The organism is Pseudomonas brassicacearum (genome assembly GCF_009601685.2).
Taxonomy (GTDB): Bacteria; Pseudomonadota; Gammaproteobacteria; order Pseudomonadales; family Pseudomonadaceae; genus Aquipseudomonas; species Aquipseudomonas kilonensis_B.
In genome coordinates, this window is sequence record NZ_CP045701.2 from 843,559 (window position 1) to 861,129 (window position 17,571).

At 60.3% G+C, this 17,571-nt stretch carries 14 protein-coding genes and 1 rRNA gene; 5 read left to right on the forward strand and 10 right to left on the reverse strand.

The features are described from left to right. Window positions 1-63: 63 nt before the first annotated feature. Window positions 64-1,146, reverse strand: coding sequence for a BMP family ABC transporter substrate-binding protein (locus tag GFU70_RS03625; protein ID WP_064107025.1), 1,083 nt, complete (start codon window positions 1,144-1,146; stop codon window positions 64-66). A gap of 377 nt (window positions 1,147-1,523) precedes the next feature. On the opposite strand from GFU70_RS03625, the gene GFU70_RS03630 reads away from it, so the two are divergent. Next, complete coding sequence (locus GFU70_RS03630; RefSeq protein ID WP_153387607.1) at window positions 1,524-2,615, forward strand: calcium:proton antiporter; 1,092 nt, start codon at window positions 1,524-1,526, stop codon at window positions 2,613-2,615. 97 nt (window positions 2,616-2,712) lie between these two features. Here the strand turns inward: GFU70_RS03630 and GFU70_RS03635 are convergent, their stop codons facing one another. The 3 genes from GFU70_RS03635 to GFU70_RS03645 all read right to left on the reverse strand — a co-directional run bounded on the left by GFU70_RS03635 (window position 2,713) and on the right by GFU70_RS03645 (window position 5,289). Continuing rightward, window positions 2,713-4,071, reverse strand: coding sequence for an 8-oxoguanine deaminase (locus tag GFU70_RS03635; RefSeq protein WP_116643239.1), 1,359 nt, complete (start codon window positions 4,069-4,071; stop codon window positions 2,713-2,715). 155 nt (window positions 4,072-4,226) lie between these two features. Continuing rightward, window positions 4,227-4,913, reverse strand: a complete 687-nt coding sequence (locus GFU70_RS03640; RefSeq protein ID WP_058545037.1) for an SDR family oxidoreductase — start codon at window positions 4,911-4,913, stop codon at window positions 4,227-4,229. A 25-nt stretch (window positions 4,914-4,938) separates the two neighbouring features. Further along, on the reverse strand, window positions 4,939-5,289 hold the full coding sequence (locus tag GFU70_RS03645; RefSeq protein ID WP_116643238.1) for a MerR family transcriptional regulator: 351 nt from the start codon (window positions 5,287-5,289) through the stop codon (window positions 4,939-4,941). Between the two features lie 81 nt (window positions 5,290-5,370). Between GFU70_RS03645 and GFU70_RS03650 the strand changes: the two genes are divergently transcribed. After that, complete coding sequence (locus tag GFU70_RS03650) at window positions 5,371-5,793, forward strand: hypothetical protein (protein ID WP_064107021.1); 423 nt, start codon at window positions 5,371-5,373, stop codon at window positions 5,791-5,793. A gap of 141 nt (window positions 5,794-5,934) precedes the next feature. On the opposite strand, the gene GFU70_RS03655 is transcribed toward GFU70_RS03650, so the two are convergent. The 6 genes from GFU70_RS03655 to GFU70_RS03680 form a co-directional block, all read right to left on the reverse strand. Beyond that, window positions 5,935-6,861: an ABC transporter permease gene (locus tag GFU70_RS03655; RefSeq protein ID WP_058545034.1), complete on the reverse strand. Its 927-nt coding sequence runs from the start codon at window positions 6,859-6,861 to the stop codon at window positions 5,935-5,937. Continuing rightward, a complete protein-coding gene (locus GFU70_RS03660; protein ID WP_153387608.1) occupies window positions 6,861-7,967 on the reverse strand; it encodes an ABC transporter permease in 1,107 nt (368 codons plus the stop codon). The genes GFU70_RS03655 and GFU70_RS03660 overlap by 1 nt, the downstream gene beginning before the upstream one ends. A gap of 11 nt (window positions 7,968-7,978) precedes the next feature. Further along, complete coding sequence (locus GFU70_RS03665; RefSeq protein ID WP_058545032.1) at window positions 7,979-9,532, reverse strand: ABC transporter ATP-binding protein; 1,554 nt, start codon at window positions 9,530-9,532, stop codon at window positions 7,979-7,981. 532 nt (window positions 9,533-10,064) lie between these two features. After that, entirely contained in the window at window positions 10,065-10,646 is a 582-nt protein-coding gene (locus GFU70_RS03670; RefSeq protein WP_153387609.1) for an IMPACT family protein, read from the reverse strand. Between the two features lie 7 nt (window positions 10,647-10,653). After that, window positions 10,654-11,304: a TetR/AcrR family transcriptional regulator gene (locus GFU70_RS03675; RefSeq protein ID WP_153387610.1), complete on the reverse strand. Its 651-nt coding sequence runs from the start codon at window positions 11,302-11,304 to the stop codon at window positions 10,654-10,656. A gap of 107 nt (window positions 11,305-11,411) precedes the next feature. Then, the gene (locus GFU70_RS03680; RefSeq protein ID WP_058542943.1) at window positions 11,412-12,332 is read right to left on the reverse strand and encodes a LysR family transcriptional regulator; all 921 of its coding nucleotides are present in this window, start codon (window positions 12,330-12,332) and stop codon (window positions 11,412-11,414) included. A 121-nt stretch (window positions 12,333-12,453) separates the two neighbouring features. Between GFU70_RS03680 and GFU70_RS03685 the strand changes: the two genes are divergently transcribed. The 3 genes from GFU70_RS03685 to GFU70_RS03695 all read left to right on the forward strand — a co-directional run bounded on the left by GFU70_RS03685 (window position 12,454) and on the right by GFU70_RS03695 (window position 17,541). Further along, entirely contained in the window at window positions 12,454-13,803 is a 1,350-nt protein-coding gene (locus tag GFU70_RS03685) for an aspartate aminotransferase family protein (RefSeq protein ID WP_153387611.1), read from the forward strand. A gap of 71 nt (window positions 13,804-13,874) precedes the next feature. After that, window positions 13,875-15,368, forward strand: a complete 1,494-nt coding sequence (locus GFU70_RS03690; protein WP_153387612.1) for a CoA-acylating methylmalonate-semialdehyde dehydrogenase — start codon at window positions 13,875-13,877, stop codon at window positions 15,366-15,368. A gap of 636 nt (window positions 15,369-16,004) precedes the next feature. Then, window positions 16,005-17,541, forward strand: a 16S ribosomal RNA gene (locus GFU70_RS03695). Window positions 17,542-17,571 lie beyond the last annotated feature (30 nt).

Below are 17,571 nucleotides of genomic sequence, written 5' to 3' on the forward strand. Positions count from 1 at the left end.
ACTGATACACCGTCTTCGCGAGCAAGCTCGCCCCCACATTGGGTGTTGTGTTGGGCCTGAAGGTTATTTGGGCATCTCAGCCTTCATGCCTTCGACGTAATAATTCATCGAGGCCAGTTCCGCGTTGGTGGCGCTCACGCCCGCCGGGATTTTCTCGACGCCGGCCTGGTCCTTGATCGGGCCGGTGAACGGGTGGAAGGCGCCGCTCTTGATGTCGGCGATGATCTGCTCGGCTTCGCCCTTGACCGCTGCCGGCACCAGGTCGCTGATCGGCAGTTTCACCGTGCCTTCCTTCAAGCCACCCCAGTAGTCCTGGGATTTCCAGCTGTGATCGAGCACGCTCTGGGTCGCCTGGATGTAATGCGGGCCCCAGTCATTGACGATGGACGTCAGCACCGCCTTGGGACCGAAGTGAGCCATGTCCGACGCGTAGCCCACCGCATAGACGCCGCGTCGCTCGGCAGCCTGGATCGGCGCCGGGCTGTCCGTGTGCTGGAACACCACGTCCACGCCCTGGTCGATCAGCGCGTTGGCAGCGTCGGCTTCCTTGCCCGGGTCGAACCAGGAGTTGACCCACACCACTTTGATCTCGCTGCCGGGGTTGTACTTGTTCAGGGCCAGTTGGATGGCGTTGATGTCGCGGATGACTTCCGGGATCGGGAAGGAGGCGACGTAGCCGATCTTCTTGGTCTTGGTCATCTTGGCCGCGAGGAAGCCACCGACGTAGCGGCCCTCGTAGGTGCGAGCCAGGTACGTGCCCATGTTCTTGTCCTGCTTGTAGCCGGTGGCGTGTTCGAAGATCACCTTGGGAAATTGCTTGGCGACCTTGAGCGTCGGGTTCATGTAGCCGAAGGAGGTGGTAAAGATCAGGTCGTATTTGTCCTTGGCCATGTTGCGGATCACCCGCTCGGCGTCGGCGCCCTCCGGCACGTTTTCCACGTAGTTGGTGGTGATCTGCTCGCCGAATTTCGCTGCCAGCTCCTTGCGCCCTTGTTCATGCTGATAGGTCCAGCCGTGGTCGCCGATCGGGCCGATGTAGACGAAACCGACCTTCAGCGGGTCGGCGGCACTGGCATTCAGGCCAGCGCCCAGGCCGACGGCGGCGACGACGGCGCAAAGCAACTTCTTCAAGGGGCGTTTGTGCATGAACTCGAACTCCATTTTGTTGTGAGGTTGGCTGTGCAGCATCAATGCAAAATGCTGACCAACAAGACAACAAATATTCGACACCTTGATGCCGTCATCGTGGGCAAGCCTTGCTCCCACAAGTGCAAGGCCAAATCATGTGGAATCAGGCCTTGCCCCGACAGATGGGGCAGCCCAACCTCATGGGAAGGCAAGCTTGCTTCACAAGTGCGACGCAATACCTGTGGGAGCAAGGCTTGCCCGCGATGAGGCCTTTGAGAACAATAAAGGTGCACCCTGCCTGCGAACGCCACCCCCTGGTGCATCACACCGAACGAAACGTTCAGCGCCTCCTATAGTCAGTAACTCATGACCCCGCCCACGGTGACAGGCTCGCGATGCTCACTTTGTTCAAGCAAGAAAAACTGCTGTTGCTGGCGCTGATCGCCGCGTCTATCGCCTACCCGCTGGAGCACTGGCTGCTGGGCAGCGGGCAGGTGGTGGCGTTGGCCGGCGGCCTGGTCCTGATCGGTTTCATCGTCGCGGCGTCCATGCGCGTGGCCCATCACGCCGAACTGCTGGCGGAAAAGGTCGGTGATCCTTACGGCACCATGATCCTGACCTTGTCGGCGGTGTTGGTGGAAGTGGTGATCCTGGCGATCATGATGAGCAACGAGGCGTCGTCGACGTTGGTGCGGGACACGATCTACTCGGCGGTGATGCTCGACATCAACGGCATCCTCGGGCTCGCGGCGCTGATGGGCGGGATCAAGCATGGCGAGCAGGCTTACAACGACGATTCGGCGCGCACCTATAGCGTGATGATTCTCACCGCCATGGGCGTGTCGATGGTGGTGCCGGAGTTCATTCCTCGCGAGAGCTGGAAAATCTATTCGGCTTTTACCATCGGCGCGATGCTCGTGCTGTACACCTTGTTCCTGCGCATGCAGGTCGGGCCTCACAGTTACTTCTTCAGCTACAGCTACCCGGAAAAACGCCGCAAGAAAGAACCGGTGGAGAACGAACCGGAACCCATCAGCCTGACGATTTCCATCGGTGCACTGGTGTTTGGCGTGGTGGTGATCGGCGCCCTGGCCGAAGTCATGTCCAAGGCCCTCGACCTGGGGCTGGAAGGCTCGGGGGCACCGCCGGTGGTCACGGCGATCCTGGTGGCCGCCATCTCCGCCGCACCGGAAATCCTCACCGCCCTGCGCGCAGCCCTCGCCAATCGCATGCAGTCGGTGGTGAACATCGCGCTGGGTGCTTCGCTATCGACTGTGATCCTCACGGTGCCGGTGATGGAAGCCATGGCGCTCTATACCGGCCAACCGTTCCAGATGGCAATGACTCCGGTGCAGACGGTGATGATCTTCATTACCCTGATCGTCAGCGCGATCAACCTCAACGATGGCGAAACCAATGCTATCGAAGGCATGACCCATTTTGTGTTGTTTGCGACGTTCATCATGTTGTCCCTGCTGGGCCTCTAGAAGAGCGTCGCGGGCAAGCCTTGCTCCCACGGATATTCATGTGTCCACAGACTTTCTGTGACCTGTGGGAGCAAGGCTTGCCCGCGATGGCGTTGGGTCAGGTGCCGGCGATCAGTTCCCGCGCCGCCTGGCTATGGTCAGCAATCAAACCTTTCAAATCCAACCCCTCGACCTGCCCGTCGATGACCCGCCATTGCCCACCGATCATCACCCGATCTGCCCGGTCCGCGCCGCACAGCAGCAGCGCCGAGACTGGATCGTGACTGCCGGAGAAGCGCAGCTCGTCGAGCTTGAACAGCGCCAGGTCGGCCTGCTTGCCCACCGCCAGCTCGCCGATATCGCTGCGCCCGAGCAGTTGCGCCGAGCCTTGGGTCGCCCAGCCCAGCACGCGCTCCGGGGTGATCGCTTGCGCGCCGTAGCGCAGGCGCTGGATGTACAGCGCCTGTCGGGTTTCGAGGATCATGTTCGAGGCATCGTTGGATGCCGAACCGTCTACCCCCAGGCCCACGGGAGCGCCCGCGGCGGTCAGGTCCAGGGTCGGGCAAATGCCCGAAGCCAGTCGCATGTTCGAACTTGGGCAGTGACAGATGCCGGTGCCGGCGGCGCCGAGACGGGCGATTTCATCCGGGTTGAAATGAATGCCGTGGGCCAGCCAGGTACGCGGGCCAAGCCAGCCGACGCTGTCCAGGTAATCCACGGTGCGCAGACCAAAGCGTTGCAGGCAAAACGCTTCTTCATCGAGGGTTTCGGCCAGGTGCGTGTGCAGGCGTACGTCGAGCTTTTCCGCCAGCTCGGCGCTGGCGCTCATGATCTGTGGCGTGACCGAAAACGGTGAGCAGGGCGCCAGGGCAATCTGGATCTGCGCGCCGTCGCCGCGCTCGTGGTACTCGGCGATCAAGCGCTGGCTGTCGTCGAGAATCACCTGGCCCTGCTGCACGGTCTGCTGCGGCGGCAAGCCACCGTCGGCCTCGCCCAGGCTCATGGAGCCACGGGTCAGCATCGCGCGCATGCCCAGTTCACGAACACTCTGTACCTGCACGTCGATGGCACTTTCCAGGCCTTGTGGAAACAGGTAATGGTGATCGGCCGCGGTGGTGCAGCCCGATAGCAGCAACTCGGCCAAGGCCACTTTGCTGGCCAGGGCAAGTTTTTCCGGAGTCAGCCGCGCCCATACCGGGTAGAGGGTTTTCAGCCAGGGGAACAACGGCTGGTTCACCACCGGCGCCCAGGCGCGGGTCAGGGTCTGGTAGAAGTGATGATGGGTGTTGATCAGCCCCGGCAGGATCACATGTTCGCTCGCTTCGAAGATATGGTCACAGGGCTGGGCGGGTAGCTGGCCGGCGCTCAGCAGTTCGACGATCACACCGTCCTGCAGGACGAGGCCGCCACGGGCATCGAGGTCGTTGGCTGTGAAAATGGCGAGGGGATTTTTTAACCAGGTACGGGTCGCAGGCATGGTGGCCGGCTCCTCTGAAAGTGGGTTCAGGTTAGCCAGCTCAGTGATGCCCTGTCTGCTGATCCAGGGTCGCCTGTGGGGGCGAGGTTTGGAGTGTACTCAGGTTGTGTTGTAGTTTTCCAGAGCCCGCCGCTCCCACAAGGGAATGGCGGTGTTTACCAGGGAATGGTTTCACCCCTGTAGTTGACGAAGTGATGTCCGCCTTTGCCGGCGAAGGCATTCACTTGATCGATCAGCCCGCGAGTGCTGGTCTCGACGTCGATGTCCGCGCCTTCACCGCCCATGTCGGTCTTGACCCAGCCCGGGTGCAGCGACAGCACGGTCAGTGACTGCTCGCCCAGTTGGCTGACGAAGCTGTTGGTCATGGAGTTGAGCGCCGCCTTGCTGGCCTTGTACAGCGCCAGTTCCGGCGCGTCGGGCATGGTCACGCTGCCCAGCACCGAACTCATGAACGCCAGCACGCCGCTGCCGTCGCGGATCTGGCCGACAAAGCGTTGGGCCAGGTTGATCGGGGCCACGGCGTTGGTGAAGAACAACTGGCCGACTTCGGCCAGCGTCGCTCCGCCCGGGCTCTGGTTGTCCGGGCCCTTGACGCCGGCATTGACGAACAGCAGGTCGAAGGTCTCGCCCTTGAGCTGTTGGCTCAGGGCGATGACCGCTTGCTGGTCGTCCATGTCGAGTTTTTCGATCCGTACCGGGCCCAGTGCTTTCAACGCCTCTGCGTTCCGTGGGTTGCGCACGGTGGCGGTCACGTTCCAGCCATCGTTGAGCAGCGTCTTCACCAGACCGAGGCCCAGGCCTCGGGAGGCGCCGATGATCAATGCGTTTTTTGCCGAATTCATGAGGGGCATCCTTGATAGGAAAAGGTCACGGATTTAATGGACAGCGTTGCCCGAGCCGTTGTTTCAGCTCGTGACGCAACGCGTCGAGTTCGGTCATGCGGGTTTCGATCAGGTTCAGTTTGTCTTGCAGCAATTGCGTCACGGCGCAGTCCGGGTCGGGGGCGTTCCACAGGGCGGCGACGCTGGCGCTGATCTCGCCCAGGGTAAAGCCCAGGCGCTGGGCCGTCTTGATATAGAGCACCAGTTGGACCATGTCGGCAGCGTAGTCGCGATAGCCATTGGCGCTGCGCGTCGCCGCGATCAGGCCACGCTGCTCGTAGAAGCGCAGCGTGTCTCGACTGACGGCGCAGGCCTGGGCTAGTTCACCGATGCGCATTGCGGAGCTCCAGAGGACTTGACCTTGGAGCATACCCCAGGCTTTAGCCTCTTTGCTCCCCAATTATCTGGAGCAAGGTGTATGTGGACTTCGATGCAATACCGCCGGGTGGTGCTTGGCAGCGCCTGGTACGACCTGATCGTGTCGGCTGCGCTGGTCACGCCGTGGAGCTTTGCCGCGCTGCATGGTGTGTTGATGAGCATGACTCAGCTATTTGACCTGCCTGGAGAACTGCCGCCGTTTGCGCCGGCGCATGTGCTGATGGTGAATCTGCTGGGATCGATTGTCTGCGTGTGGGCGGTGCTGCGGATTCGGGATCCGCAGGCGCTGTATGGGCGTTATGACGCGGTGGGGCGGTTTTTGTTTGCAACCTGGATGCTGTATGCGCTGCTGCATGGGGCCAGTGCGGTGTTGTGGGTTTTCCTGTTTTTCGAGGTGGTGTGGGGCGTCATGCAGATACTGCCCGTCCGTGGCGAGGGAGCTTGCTCCCGCTGGGCTCTGTAGGAGCTGGCGAAGCCTGCGATCTTTTGATCTTTCGCTTGGGATTCAAGTGGCTTTGGAAAGATCGCAGCCTCGTTGCACTCGTCAGCTCCTACACAGCTCCAGCGCAGTCGAGCGGGAGCAAGCTCCCTCGCCACAGGGTTCTCAATGCCCCGCCTGCCAAGGTTGCCCCAGGGACACTGGCGCATACAGCCGGGTGCGCACCGCATCCCGGGACAGCAGCACCAGCACCACAATGGTCGCGGCATACGGCAGCATCGCCAGCAGACTCGATGGAATCGCCAGGCCCAGCCCCTGGGCCACCAGGTGCAGGATGCTAGCGAGGCCGAACAGGTAGGCGCCCAGCAGCAGGCGCCACACCCGCCAACTGGCGAACACCACCAGCGCCAGGGCGATCCAGCCGCGCCCGGCGCTCATGTTCTCGGCCCACATCGGCGTGTAGGCCAGCGACAGATAGGCGCCGGCCAACCCCGCCATGGCGCCGCCAAACAATACCGCCAGGGTCCGCACCCGCAACACCGGCAGGCCCATGGCGCTGGCGGCATCGGGGTTTTCCCCGACGGCCTGGATGATCAATCCGGCGCGGCTTTTCATAATCATCCACGCCACCAGGGCAAACAAGGCGAACGACAGGTAAACCAGCAGGTCCTGGGCAAACAGCATCCGCCCGATCAGTGGTATGTCACTCAAGTAAGGAATCGCCAGCGGCTCGAATCCCGCCAGCGGTTTGCCGACCCAGGCCGCCCCGACAAAACTCGACAGGCCTACGCCGAAAATCGTCAACGCCAGCCCGGTGGCGACCTGATTGGCGTTGAATACCAGTGCCACCAGCGCGAACAATGCCGACAACAGCATCCCGGCGGCCATCGCCAGCAACACGCCGAGCCAGAGGTTGCCGCTGTTGAACGCGACGATAAAACCGATCACTGCGCCGAACAGCATCATGCCTTCCTGGCCCAGGTTGAGGACGCCGCTTTTTTCGCAGACCAATTCACCCAGGGCCACCAGCAGCAACGGCGTACCGCAGCGGACCATGGCGTAGAAAATATTGCTCAACAGGTCGATATCCATCACAGCGCTCCTGCCTGTACGGCGGTGGTTCGGGTGCGCCGGGCCCAGCGCAGGTTCAGGCGTGGCCGGTAAAGGATCAGCACGTCGCAGGCCAACAGGAAAAACAGCATCATCCCCTGGAACAGTTGGGTGATGGCCTGGGGAAGGTTCAGCGACATCTGCGCGCTCTCGCCGCCGATGTACAGCAACGCCATCAACAGGCTGGAAAACAGAATGCCAATGGGATTGAGGCGACCCAGGAACGCCACCGTAATCGCCGCATAGCCGTAGCCCGGCGACACCTGCGGCACCAGTTGGCCGATCGGCCCGGTCACTTCGCAGACGCCGGCCAGCCCGGCCAGTGCCCCGCTGATCAACAACGCCAGCCACACCAACGGTTTCTGGCGGAAACCGGCGAAACCGGCGGCGCGGGCATCGAGGCCCAGCACCTTGATCTGAAAGCCAACGAAGCTTTTCTGCAGCAACACCCACACCGCCACCAGCGCCAGCAGGGCGAAATACAGCCCGGCATGGGCCCGACCATCCTCCAGCAGCAACGGCAGGCGACTGGCCTCGCCGAACATCGCCGACTCGGGGAAGTTGAAACCCGCGGGGTCTTTCAACGGCCCGTGAACGCAAAACAGCAACAGGTTCAGGGCGATGTAATTGAGCATGATGCTGGTCAGGATCTCATTGGCATTGAAGCGCGTGCGCAGCCACGCCGTGAGCCCGGCCCAGGCGGCACCGGCCAGGGTGCCGGTCAGCAGGATCAGCACCAGTGCCCAGCGGCTTTGCATGTCGATGATGTTCACCGCCAAGGCACTGCCGGCCAGGGCGCCCAGCAGCAGTTGGCCTTCAGCGCCGATGTTCCAGATACGCGCCTGATAGGCCACTGCCAGGCCAAGGGCGCACAGCAGGATCGGCAAGGTCTTGACCAGCCACTCGGACACGCCGTACAGATCGCTGATCGGGGCGATCAACAGGGTGTACAACGTTTGCAACGGGTCGTGCCCCAGGGCGATAAACAGCAGCGAGCCACAGATCAGGGTCAACACGGCGGCCAGCAGCGGCGAACACCAGAGCATCAGGCGCGATTGCTGGCCGCGAGGTTCGAGAGAAAGCAGCATGTAGAACTCCGTTAAACCGGTGCGGGGGCCGGGGATTGAGGGGCGTCGAATTGGCCGGCCATCCAGCCGCCAACGTCACTGAGCCGGGTCTCGACCGTGGGCCTCAAGGCCGATAGGCGCCCGCCGCACAAGGCGCCGAGGCGGTCGCTGATCTGGAACAGTTCGTCGAGGTCTTCGGAGATCACCAGAATCGCCGCGCCTGCATCGCGCAGGGCAATCAGGGCGCGATGGATGGTTGCCGCCGCGCCGACGTCCACGCCCCAGGTCGGGTGAGCGGCCACCAGCAGCTTCGGCTGTTGCAGGATTTCCCGGCCGAGAATGAATTTCTGCAGGTTGCCTCCCGAGAGGCTGCGCGCCGGGGTTTTGGTGTCGGGTGTCTTCACGCCAAAGCGACGGATGATCTCTTCGGCCAAGTGTTCGACCTTGCTGCGTCGAATCAGTCCGTGGCTGACCAAGCCCTGTTGGAAAGCGCTGAGCAAGGCGTTATCCGCCAGGCTCAATTGCGGCACGGCGCCATGGCCCAGGCGCTCGGCGGGGACAAATGCCAGCCCGAGCCGGCGACGAGCGTCGGGGCGCAGATGAGCGACAGGTTGCCCGTCGAATCGGATTGTTTCGCCTTGCCGGCGGGCAAGCTGCGTTTCTCCGCTGAGCAACGCCAGCCATTCGTCCTGACCATTGCCCGCCACCCCGGCGATGCCGACGATTTCGCCGCTGCAGACCTCAAGGTCAATATCCCGCAACGAGCAGCCGAACGGGTCCGGGTTGTGCCAGGACAGTTTGTTGATCTGCAGAAAGGCTTTGTCTGCGCTGACCTTGGGGTAGTCCGTGATCAGTCCGGCCGCTTCGCCGACCATCAGTTGCGCCAGTTCCCGGTCCGAGCAGTGCGCCGGCGTGCAATGCCCCGATACCCGCCCGCCGCGCAGCACTGTGGCGCTGTGGCACAACGCTCGCACTTCCCCGAGCTTGTGGCTGATAAACAAGATGCTGCAGCCCTCGCTCGCCAGGCGGCGCAGGGTCACGAACAGTTCTTCGGCTTCAACGGGCGTGAGCACCGAGGTCGGTTCGTCGAGAATCAGCAGGCGAATGTCCTGCATCAGGCAGCGAATGATCTCGACCCGTTGCCGCTCGCCAATCGACAGGCTGTGGACCAGCCGCTGCGGCTCCAGCGCCATGCCGTAGCGCCGGGAAACCTCGCGGATCCGGGGTTCCAGCTGCGCCGGCGTACCGGCTGCCGCGCCCATTGCCAAGGCAATGTTTTGCGCAACGGTGAGGGTTTCGAACAGCGAGAAATGCTGGAACACCATGCCGATTCCCAGGCTGCGGGCCTGGGCCGGGTTGCGCAGGTTGACGCGCTGGCCTTGCCAGATCACCTCGCCTGAATCGGCGGGGGTGACGCCGTAGATAATTTTCATCAGGGTACTTTTACCTGCACCGTTTTCTCCGAGCAGGGCGTGGATCTCGCCGGGTTGGATGCTCAGGTCGATGGCGTCGTTGGCCAGGCAACCGGGGTAGCGTTTGCTGATATTGCGCAATTGCAGGCGCGCGATGGAATCGGGGTTGGACATGACAGGCTCGGGCCGATGGACAGGAATACCTGTGGATAAAGCAATTTCCTGGCCATCAGGTCAGGAAATCGCCTCGAGCCGCATCGCCAAGGCTCTCTGGATGTTGTCTGGGCACCCACCGTAGGAAATTTTGCACCGGCTTGGAGCGCGCAAGTTTTGCGCAGGCATCGGTTTGCCCTGAAATAGGTGGTTAAAAATTGATCAAGCGGCTGCGAGCCATGCCCTTCTTGGGGTGGCAGGAGCCATGAACGGGTTATCCACAGGTTGCTCCACAGTTATTGTGTGCAAGCCGGGAACTCGGGCATAAGCAGTGCAAGGCTTTCTTCTAAAGGTGATAAACCGTCGCAAGCGTTTGTTTTGTGGATGGATTTGGCGGTTTGGCGGGACTTTGGCTGAAAAATGAGCAACCCGCTCAAACCCGCATGACAGAAGGGTTACAGAGGGATGTGCTCAGGTTATCCACAGTCGGGTGCACAGTGGATGTGGGCAAGTTGAACGTTTGCGGGGCGCCCTGAAAGATCGCACGCTGATCTCAACGTGCCAGCAGAATCCGTCCACGGCTCAGGTCGGCCAGGTGCGTTTGCAATGTTTCGATCTGCGCTTGGCCCACAGCCAGTTGAAGGTCTACGCCATTGGCCGTAAAGCGTTCTTCATTGACCAGCCCGCCGCATTCGGCGACGCGCAGTTTCACCAGGGCCAGTTCGGCGAATCCGCAGGAACAGCGCAGCGCCACGCGACTGATCAATTCGATTTTCTCGGCGTTTTGCAGGCATTTGTTCGCGCCCCCGCCATAAGCCCGGGCCAGCCCGCCCGTGCCCAGTTGAATCCCGCCGTACCAGCGGATCACCAGCACCGCGACCTGGTCGCAGGCTTGTGCTTCGATCGCGGCCAGGATCGGCCGCCCGGCGGTGCCACCTGGCTCACCATCGTCGTTACTGCGGTATTGATCGCCGAGTTTCCAGGCCCAGCAATTGTGCGAGGCATTCAGGTCGCTATGCCGGTCGATAAAGGCCTGGGCGTCGGCGGGGCTGGTAATGGGCGCGGCGAACGTGATGAAGCGGCTTTTGCGAATTTCTTCGCGATACTCGCAAAAGCCGGCAAGGGTAAAGGGCATGGCGATCTTATAGGGTTGGTGTCAGGCCGCAGCCTTTGAGAATGATGCGGATCAGGTTGTCGCCAGCCTCGATCATGTCTTGCTTGGTCAACTTGCTGCGCCCGGTCACGCGACAGATCTGGGTGGCGAAGTCGGCGTAATGCTGAGTACTGCCCCACAACAGGAAAATAAGGTGCACCGGGTCGATCGGGTCCATCTTGCCGGCATCGATCCAGGCCTGGAATACGGCCGCCCGGCCATTGAACCAGGCGCGATAATCCTGGTTGAAATACTCGGTCAGGCATTCGCCACCGCTGATCACTTCCATGGCAAACAGTCGCGACGCCTGGGGTTGGCGACGAGAGAACTCCATCTTGGCGCGGATATAGCGGGTCAAGGCTTCGGCCGGATCATCCTCGGCGGTGAGGGTATTGAAGGTGCTGTCCCACAATTCGATGATGTTGCTCAACACCGCCACGTACAACCCGAGCTTGTTGGTGAAGTAGTAATGCAGGTTGGCCTTGGGCAGCCCGGCCTTGAGGGCGATGGCATTCATGCTGGTGCCTTTGAACCCGTGACGAGCGAATTCATCTTCGGCGGCCTTGAGGATCGTCTCTTCGTTCTTTTGACGAATGCGGCTGGTGGGCTTGCCACCGTGGGCAGGGACTTCAAAGGTCATGGGCGTTTCCGGGCTGGGTCTGTGGGCAAGCAAATGCGTTGATAGCGCACCGGCATCAATCCGACAAGTGCCATTACACTAAAAGCCTCTTGATGGCTCCCACAGGATTAGCGGGTTGCCGCCAGGCTTTGGAGAAAACTCTCCAGCACCAGATGAGGCCGACGCCCCTTGCGCGTGACCGACGCCAGGCTCAGGTCATAGAAACGTGCGCAGGGCTTCAAGGCGCGCAACCGACCTTGCTGGACCCAGAGGCTGGCATAGTGATCGGGCAGGTAACCGATGTAGCGCCCGGTGAGGATCAGGAATGCCATGCCTTCGCGGTCCGATGCGCTCGCGGTGCAATTGAGCACCTGGTAGTGGGCCTGGATCTCGGCTGGCAGGCGGAAAGTAGGGGCGATGGCGTCCTGGCTATTGAGGCGAGCATCTTCGAGTTGCTGGTCATCGACATAAAACAGTGGATGCCCGACCGCGCAGTACAGCAGCGAACGTTCGCTATAAAGCGGTTGGTATTCCAGCCCGGACAGGGCGCTGGCCTGGGGGACTACGCCGACATGCAGGCGTCCGTCGAGCACGCCTTGCTCGACTTCGTTGGGGGCGATCATGCGAATCTGGATCTGCACGTCGGGCCCGCGTTCTTTCAATTGAGCCAAGGCGTGGGTGATGCGCATGTGAGGCAGGGTGACCAGGTTGTCGGTCAGGCCGATGATCAATTCACCGCGCAAATGCTGGTGCAATCCGTTGACCTCGGTGCGAAAGCTTTCCAGTGCGCTCAATAGCTGCAACGCCGATTGATACACCTCGCGACCTTCCTCGGTCAGGGAAAAGCCCGCGCGCCCACGCTGGCACAGACGCAGGCCGAGGCGTTGCTCAAGGTCGCTCATCTGCTGGCTGATGGCCGAGCGGCCGATGCCAAGCACGGTCTCAGCGGCGGAAAACCCACCACACTCCACCACGCTGCGGAAAATGCGCAGCAGGCGAATATCAAAGTCGCTGACTTGGGCCAGTGGATCGGGACGACGAACGCTCATAGTTTAGTGATCCACCGACTGAAGGTTACAAAAGTTGAATTTCATCGACTTTATCGCCGTGGCAACTTAGCTGCAAGAACGCTTTCGATCCCTGTCGCTTATGACCTGCGAGGTTTTGTCGATGAACATGCCCGAACACGCTGCCGGTTCCCTGGCCAGCCAGCTCAAGCTGGATGCCCACTGGATGCCTTACACCGCCAATCGCAATTTCCAGCGTGATCCGCGCCTGATCGTCGCTGCCGAAGGCAGCTGGCTGGTGGATGACAAGGGGCGCAAGGTATACGACTCGCTGTCGGGCCTGTGGACATGCGGCGCCGGGCACACCCGCAAGGAAATCCAGGAGGCGGTCGCCAAGCAGCTGGGCACCCTCGATTACTCGCCGGGGTTTCAATACGGTCATCCGCTGTCGTTCCAGTTGGCGGAAAAAATCACCAGCCTGACCCCGGGCAATCTCAATCATGTGTTTTTTACCGATTCCGGCTCCGAGTGTGCCGATACCGCGGTGAAGATGGTCCGCGCCTACTGGCGTCTCAAGGGCCAGGCGACCAAGACCAAGATGATTGGTCGTGCCCGTGGCTATCACGGCGTGAACATCGCCGGCACCAGCCTCGGCGGTGTCAACGGCAACCGCAAACTGTTCGGCCAGGCCATGATGGATGTCGATCACTTGCCTCACACCTTGCTGGCCAGCAATGCCTATTCCCGTGGCATGCCGAAAGAGGGTGGCATCGCCTTGGCCGATGAGCTGTTGAAGCTGATCGAACTGCACGATGCTTCCAACATCGCTGCGGTGTTCGTCGAGCCGATGGCAGGGTCGGCCGGTGTGTTGGTGCCGCCGGAGGGTTACCTCAAGCGCCTGCGGGAAATCTGCGACCTGCACAGCATTCTCCTGGTGTTCGACGAAGTGATCACCGGTTTCGGCCGCACCGGTTCGATGTTCGGTGCCGACAGCTTTGGCGTGACCCCGGACCTGATGTGCATCGCCAAGCAAGTCACCAATGGCGCGATCCCCATGGGGGCGGTAATTGCCAGTTCCGAGATCTACCAGACCTTCATGAACCAGCCGACGCCCGAGTACGCGGTGGAATTTCCCCACGGCTATACCTACTCGGCACACCCGGTGGCCTGCGCGGCTGGCCTGGCGGCACTGGACCTGCTGCAGAAGGAAAACCTGGTACAGGGCGTGGCCGAGATCGCCCCGCATTTCGAGAACGCATTGCACGGCTTGAAGGGTGCGAAGAACGTCATCGACATTCGCAACTATGGCCTGGCCGGCGCGATCCAGATCGCCGGGCGCGACGGCGATGCGATCGTGCGTCCGTTCGAGGCCGGCATGGCGTTGTGGAAAGCCGGGTTCTATGTGCGCTTCGGCGGCGACACCCTGCAGTTCGGGCCAACGTTCAACAGCAAACCGCAGGATCTGGACCGCCTGTTCGACGCGGTCGGTGAAGTGCTGAACAAGCTCGACTGATGCGTCCTTCTATATAGCTTTCGATTACGAGCGTCCGGTCACGGGCGCTTGTGGATAATTTTGGAGTCCCCATGAGCCTCATCCCGCATTTGATCAATGGCGAACTGCTGAGCGACAGCACTCGCACCGCCGATGTGTTCAACCCGTCCACTGGCCAGGCCATCCATAAAGTGCCGTTGGCTGATCGCGCAACCATCCAGCAGGCCATCGACGCCGCCAAAGCGGCTTTCCCGGCCTGGCGCAATACACCGGCGGCCAAGCGTGCGCAGGTGATGTTTCGTTTCAAGCAATTGCTGGAGCAGAACGAGTCGCGCATCGCGCAGTTGATCAGTGAAGAACACGGCAAGACTTTGGAAGACGCGGCCGGTGAGCTCAAGCGCGGCATCGAAAACGTCGAGTTTGCCTGTGCCGCGCCAGAAATTCTGAAAGGCGAATACAGCCGTAACGTAGGACCGAACATCGACGCCTGGTCAGACTTCCAGCCTTTGGGTGTGGTGGCCGGTATCACACCGTTCAACTTTCCCGCGATGGTGCCGCTGTGGATGTATCCGCTGGCGATCGTTTGCGGTAACTGCTTCATCCTCAAGCCGTCCGAGCGTGACCCGAGTTCGACACTGCTGATCGCCCAGTTGCTGTTGGAAGCCGGGTTGCCCAAGGGCGTGTTGAGCGTGGTGCATGGCGACAAGGCTGCGGTGGACGCACTGATCGAAGCGCCAGAAGTGAAGGCGCTGAGTTTTGTCGGTTCGACGCCGATTGCCGAATACATCTATGCCGAGGGCACTCGGCGCGGCAAACGCGTCCAGGCGCTGGGTGGGGCAAAGAACCATGCGGTGCTGATGCCGGATGCGGACCTGGACAATGCCGTCAGCGCACTGATGGGCGCGGCGTATGGTTCGTGCGGTGAGCGCTGCATGGCGATTTCGGTGGCGGTGTGTGTCGGCGACCAGGTGGCGGATGCACTGGTGACCAAGCTGGTGCCGCAGATCAAGTCGTTGAAGATTGGCGCAGGTACATCCTGTGGGCTGGACATGGGGCCGTTGGTGACAGGGCAGCATCGCGACAAGGTCAGTGGCTATATAGAAGACGGTGTGGCGGCTGGCGCTTCGCTGATTGTCGATGGTCGCGGCTTGAGTGTGACCGGGCATGAGGAAGGGTTCTTCCTCGGTGGTTGCCTGTTTGATCGTGTGACCCCTGAGATGCGCATCTATAAGGAAGAGATCTTCGGGCCGGTACTGTGTATCGTCCGGGTCAATAGCCTGGAAGAGGCGATGCAGTTGATCAACGATCACGAGTATGGCAACGGCACCTGCATCTTCACTCGCGATGGCGAGGCGGCGCGGTTGTTCTGCGATGAGATCGAAGTCGGCATGGTCGGCGTCAACGTTCCATTGCCGGTGCCGGTTGCCTATCACAGCTTTGGCGGCTGGAAGCGCTCGCTGTTCGGCGACCTGCACGCCTATGGCCCGGACGGTGTGCGTTTCTATACGCGTCGCAAGGCCATTACCCAGCGCTGGCCGCAGCGTGCAAGCCACGAGGCTTCGCAGTTCGCTTTCCCCAGCTTGTAAACGGAGAGTGAAGAGGCCGGCGCCCTTGGGCGCCGGCCTCTGCATTTACGGGGCTTTTAGGCTGATGTGACAGAATTATGAAAATAGGTGTTGACGGCAGATTCTGGAAGTCTATAATTCGCCCCACTTCCGGCGCAGTCGAAGCGGAAAACTCCTTGATATTCAATGAGTTAAGTAAGTTTCGAAAGTGTTGGGCTTCAGTTCATCGAGGCCCGGAAGGAGCAGGTAGAGCAGTGTTGTTTGGCTCTATCGGCGGTTCGATCTTCTCGGTCGAAAGCGGTGAAAAAGAGGTGTTGACAGCAGCGAGTAACGCTGTAGAATTCGCCTCCCGCTAACGAGAGATCGGAAGCGCAAGTGGTTGAAGTTGTTGATGTTTCCGAAGCGAAACTTTGAAAACTTCTTAAAATAACCGCTTGACAGATACACGGGGCGCTGTAGAATGCGCGCCTCGGTTGAGACGAAAGACTCAGCCAGCCGCTCTTTAACAACTGAATCAAGCAATTCGTGTGGGTGCTTGTGGAGTCAGACTGCTAGTCAACAGATTATCAGCATCACAAGTTACTCCGCGAGAAATCAAAGATGTAACCAACGATTGCTGAGCCAAGTTTAGGGTTTTCTCAAAACCCAAAGATGTTTGAACTGAAGAGTTTGATCATGGCTCAGATTGAACGCTGGCGGCAGGCCTAACACATGCAAGTCGAGCGGTAGAGAGGTGCTTGCACCTCTTGAGAGCGGCGGACGGGTGAGTAATGCCTAGGAATCTGCCTGGTAGTGGGGGATAACGCTCGGAAACGGACGCTAATACCGCATACGTCCTACGGGAGAAAGCAGGGGACCTTCGGGCCTTGCGCTATCAGATGAGCCTAGGTCGGATTAGCTAGTTGGTGGGGTAATGGCTCACCAAGGCGACGATCCGTAACTGGTCTGAGAGGATGATCAGTCACACTGGAACTGAGACACGGTCCAGACTCCTACGGGAGGCAGCAGTGGGGAATATTGGACAATGGGCGAAAGCCTGATCCAGCCATGCCGCGTGTGTGAAGAAGGTCTTCGGATTGTAAAGCACTTTAAGTTGGGAGGAAGGGCATTAACCTAATACGTTAGTGTTTTGACGTTACCGACAGAATAAGCACCGGCTAACTCTGTGCCAGCAGCCGCGGTAATACAGAGGGTGCAAGCGTTAATCGGAATTACTGGGCGTAAAGCGCGCGTAGGTGGTTCGTTAAGTTGGATGTGAAATCCCCGGGCTCAACCTGGGAACTGCATTCAAAACTGTCGAGCTAGAGTATGGTAGAGGGTGGTGGAATTTCCTGTGTAGCGGTGAAATGCGTAGATATAGGAAGGAACACCAGTGGCGAAGGCGACCACCTGGACTGATACTGACACTGAGGTGCGAAAGCGTGGGGAGCAAACAGGATTAGATACCCTGGTAGTCCACGCCGTAAACGATGTCAACTAGCCGTTGGGAGCCTTGAGCTCTTAGTGGCGCAGCTAACGCATTAAGTTGACCGCCTGGGGAGTACGGCCGCAAGGTTAAAACTCAAATGAATTGACGGGGGCCCGCACAAGCGGTGGAGCATGTGGTTTAATTCGAAGCAACGCGAAGAACCTTACCAGGCCTTGACATCCAATGAACTTTCCAGAGATGGATTGGTGCCTTCGGGAACATTGAGACAGGTGCTGCATGGCTGTCGTCAGCTCGTGTCGTGAGATGTTGGGTTAAGTCCCGTAACGAGCGCAACCCTTGTCCTTAGTTACCAGCACGTTATGGTGGGCACTCTAAGGAGACTGCCGGTGACAAACCGGAGGAAGGTGGGGATGACGTCAAGTCATCATGGCCCTTACGGCCTGGGCTACACACGTGCTACAATGGTCGGTACAGAGGGTTGCCAAGCCGCGAGGTGGAGCTAATCCCACAAAACCGATCGTAGTCCGGATCGCAGTCTGCAACTCGACTGCGTGAAGTCGGAATCGCTAGTAATCGCGAATCAGAATGTCGCGGTGAATACGTTCCCGGGCCTTGTACACACCGCCCGTCACACCATGGGAGTGGGTTGCACCAGAAGTAGCTAGTCTAACCTTCGGGGGGACGGTTACCACGGTGTGATTCATGACTGGGGTGAAGTCGTAACAAGGTAGCCGTAGGGGAACCTGCGGCTGGATCACCTCCTTAATCGACGACCGCAGCTGCTCCATGAGCTCC

Excerpts from the sequence above, each read along its gene's own strand:
- GFU70_RS03625 (WP_064107025.1), bottom strand. The coding sequence starts at position 1,146 with ATGCACAAACGCCCCTTGAAGAAGTTGCTTTGCGCCGTCGTCGCCGCC.
- GFU70_RS03630 (WP_153387607.1), top strand. The coding sequence starts at position 1,524 with ATGCTCACTTTGTTCAAGCAAGAAAAACTGCTGTTGCTGGCGCTGATC.
- GFU70_RS03635 (WP_116643239.1), bottom strand. The coding sequence starts at position 4,071 with ATGCCTGCGACCCGTACCTGGTTAAAAAATCCCCTCGCCATTTTCACA.
- GFU70_RS03640 (WP_058545037.1), bottom strand. The coding sequence starts at position 4,913 with ATGAATTCGGCAAAAAACGCATTGATCATCGGCGCCTCCCGAGGCCTG.
- GFU70_RS03645 (WP_116643238.1), bottom strand. The coding sequence starts at position 5,289 with ATGCGCATCGGTGAACTAGCCCAGGCCTGCGCCGTCAGTCGAGACACG.
- GFU70_RS03650 (WP_064107021.1), top strand. The coding sequence starts at position 5,371 with ATGTGGACTTCGATGCAATACCGCCGGGTGGTGCTTGGCAGCGCCTGG.
- GFU70_RS03655 (WP_058545034.1), bottom strand. The coding sequence starts at position 6,861 with ATGGATATCGACCTGTTGAGCAATATTTTCTACGCCATGGTCCGCTGC.
- GFU70_RS03660 (WP_153387608.1), bottom strand. The coding sequence starts at position 7,967 with ATGCTGCTTTCTCTCGAACCTCGCGGCCAGCAATCGCGCCTGATGCTC.
- GFU70_RS03665 (WP_058545032.1), bottom strand. The coding sequence starts at position 9,532 with ATGTCCAACCCCGATTCCATCGCGCGCCTGCAATTGCGCAATATCAGC.
- GFU70_RS03670 (WP_153387609.1), bottom strand. The coding sequence starts at position 10,646 with ATGCCCTTTACCCTTGCCGGCTTTTGCGAGTATCGCGAAGAAATTCGC.
- GFU70_RS03675 (WP_153387610.1), bottom strand. The coding sequence starts at position 11,304 with ATGACCTTTGAAGTCCCTGCCCACGGTGGCAAGCCCACCAGCCGCATT.
- GFU70_RS03680 (WP_058542943.1), bottom strand. The coding sequence starts at position 12,332 with ATGAGCGTTCGTCGTCCCGATCCACTGGCCCAAGTCAGCGACTTTGAT.
- GFU70_RS03685 (WP_153387611.1), top strand. The coding sequence starts at position 12,454 with ATGAACATGCCCGAACACGCTGCCGGTTCCCTGGCCAGCCAGCTCAAG.
- GFU70_RS03690 (WP_153387612.1), top strand. The coding sequence starts at position 13,875 with ATGAGCCTCATCCCGCATTTGATCAATGGCGAACTGCTGAGCGACAGC.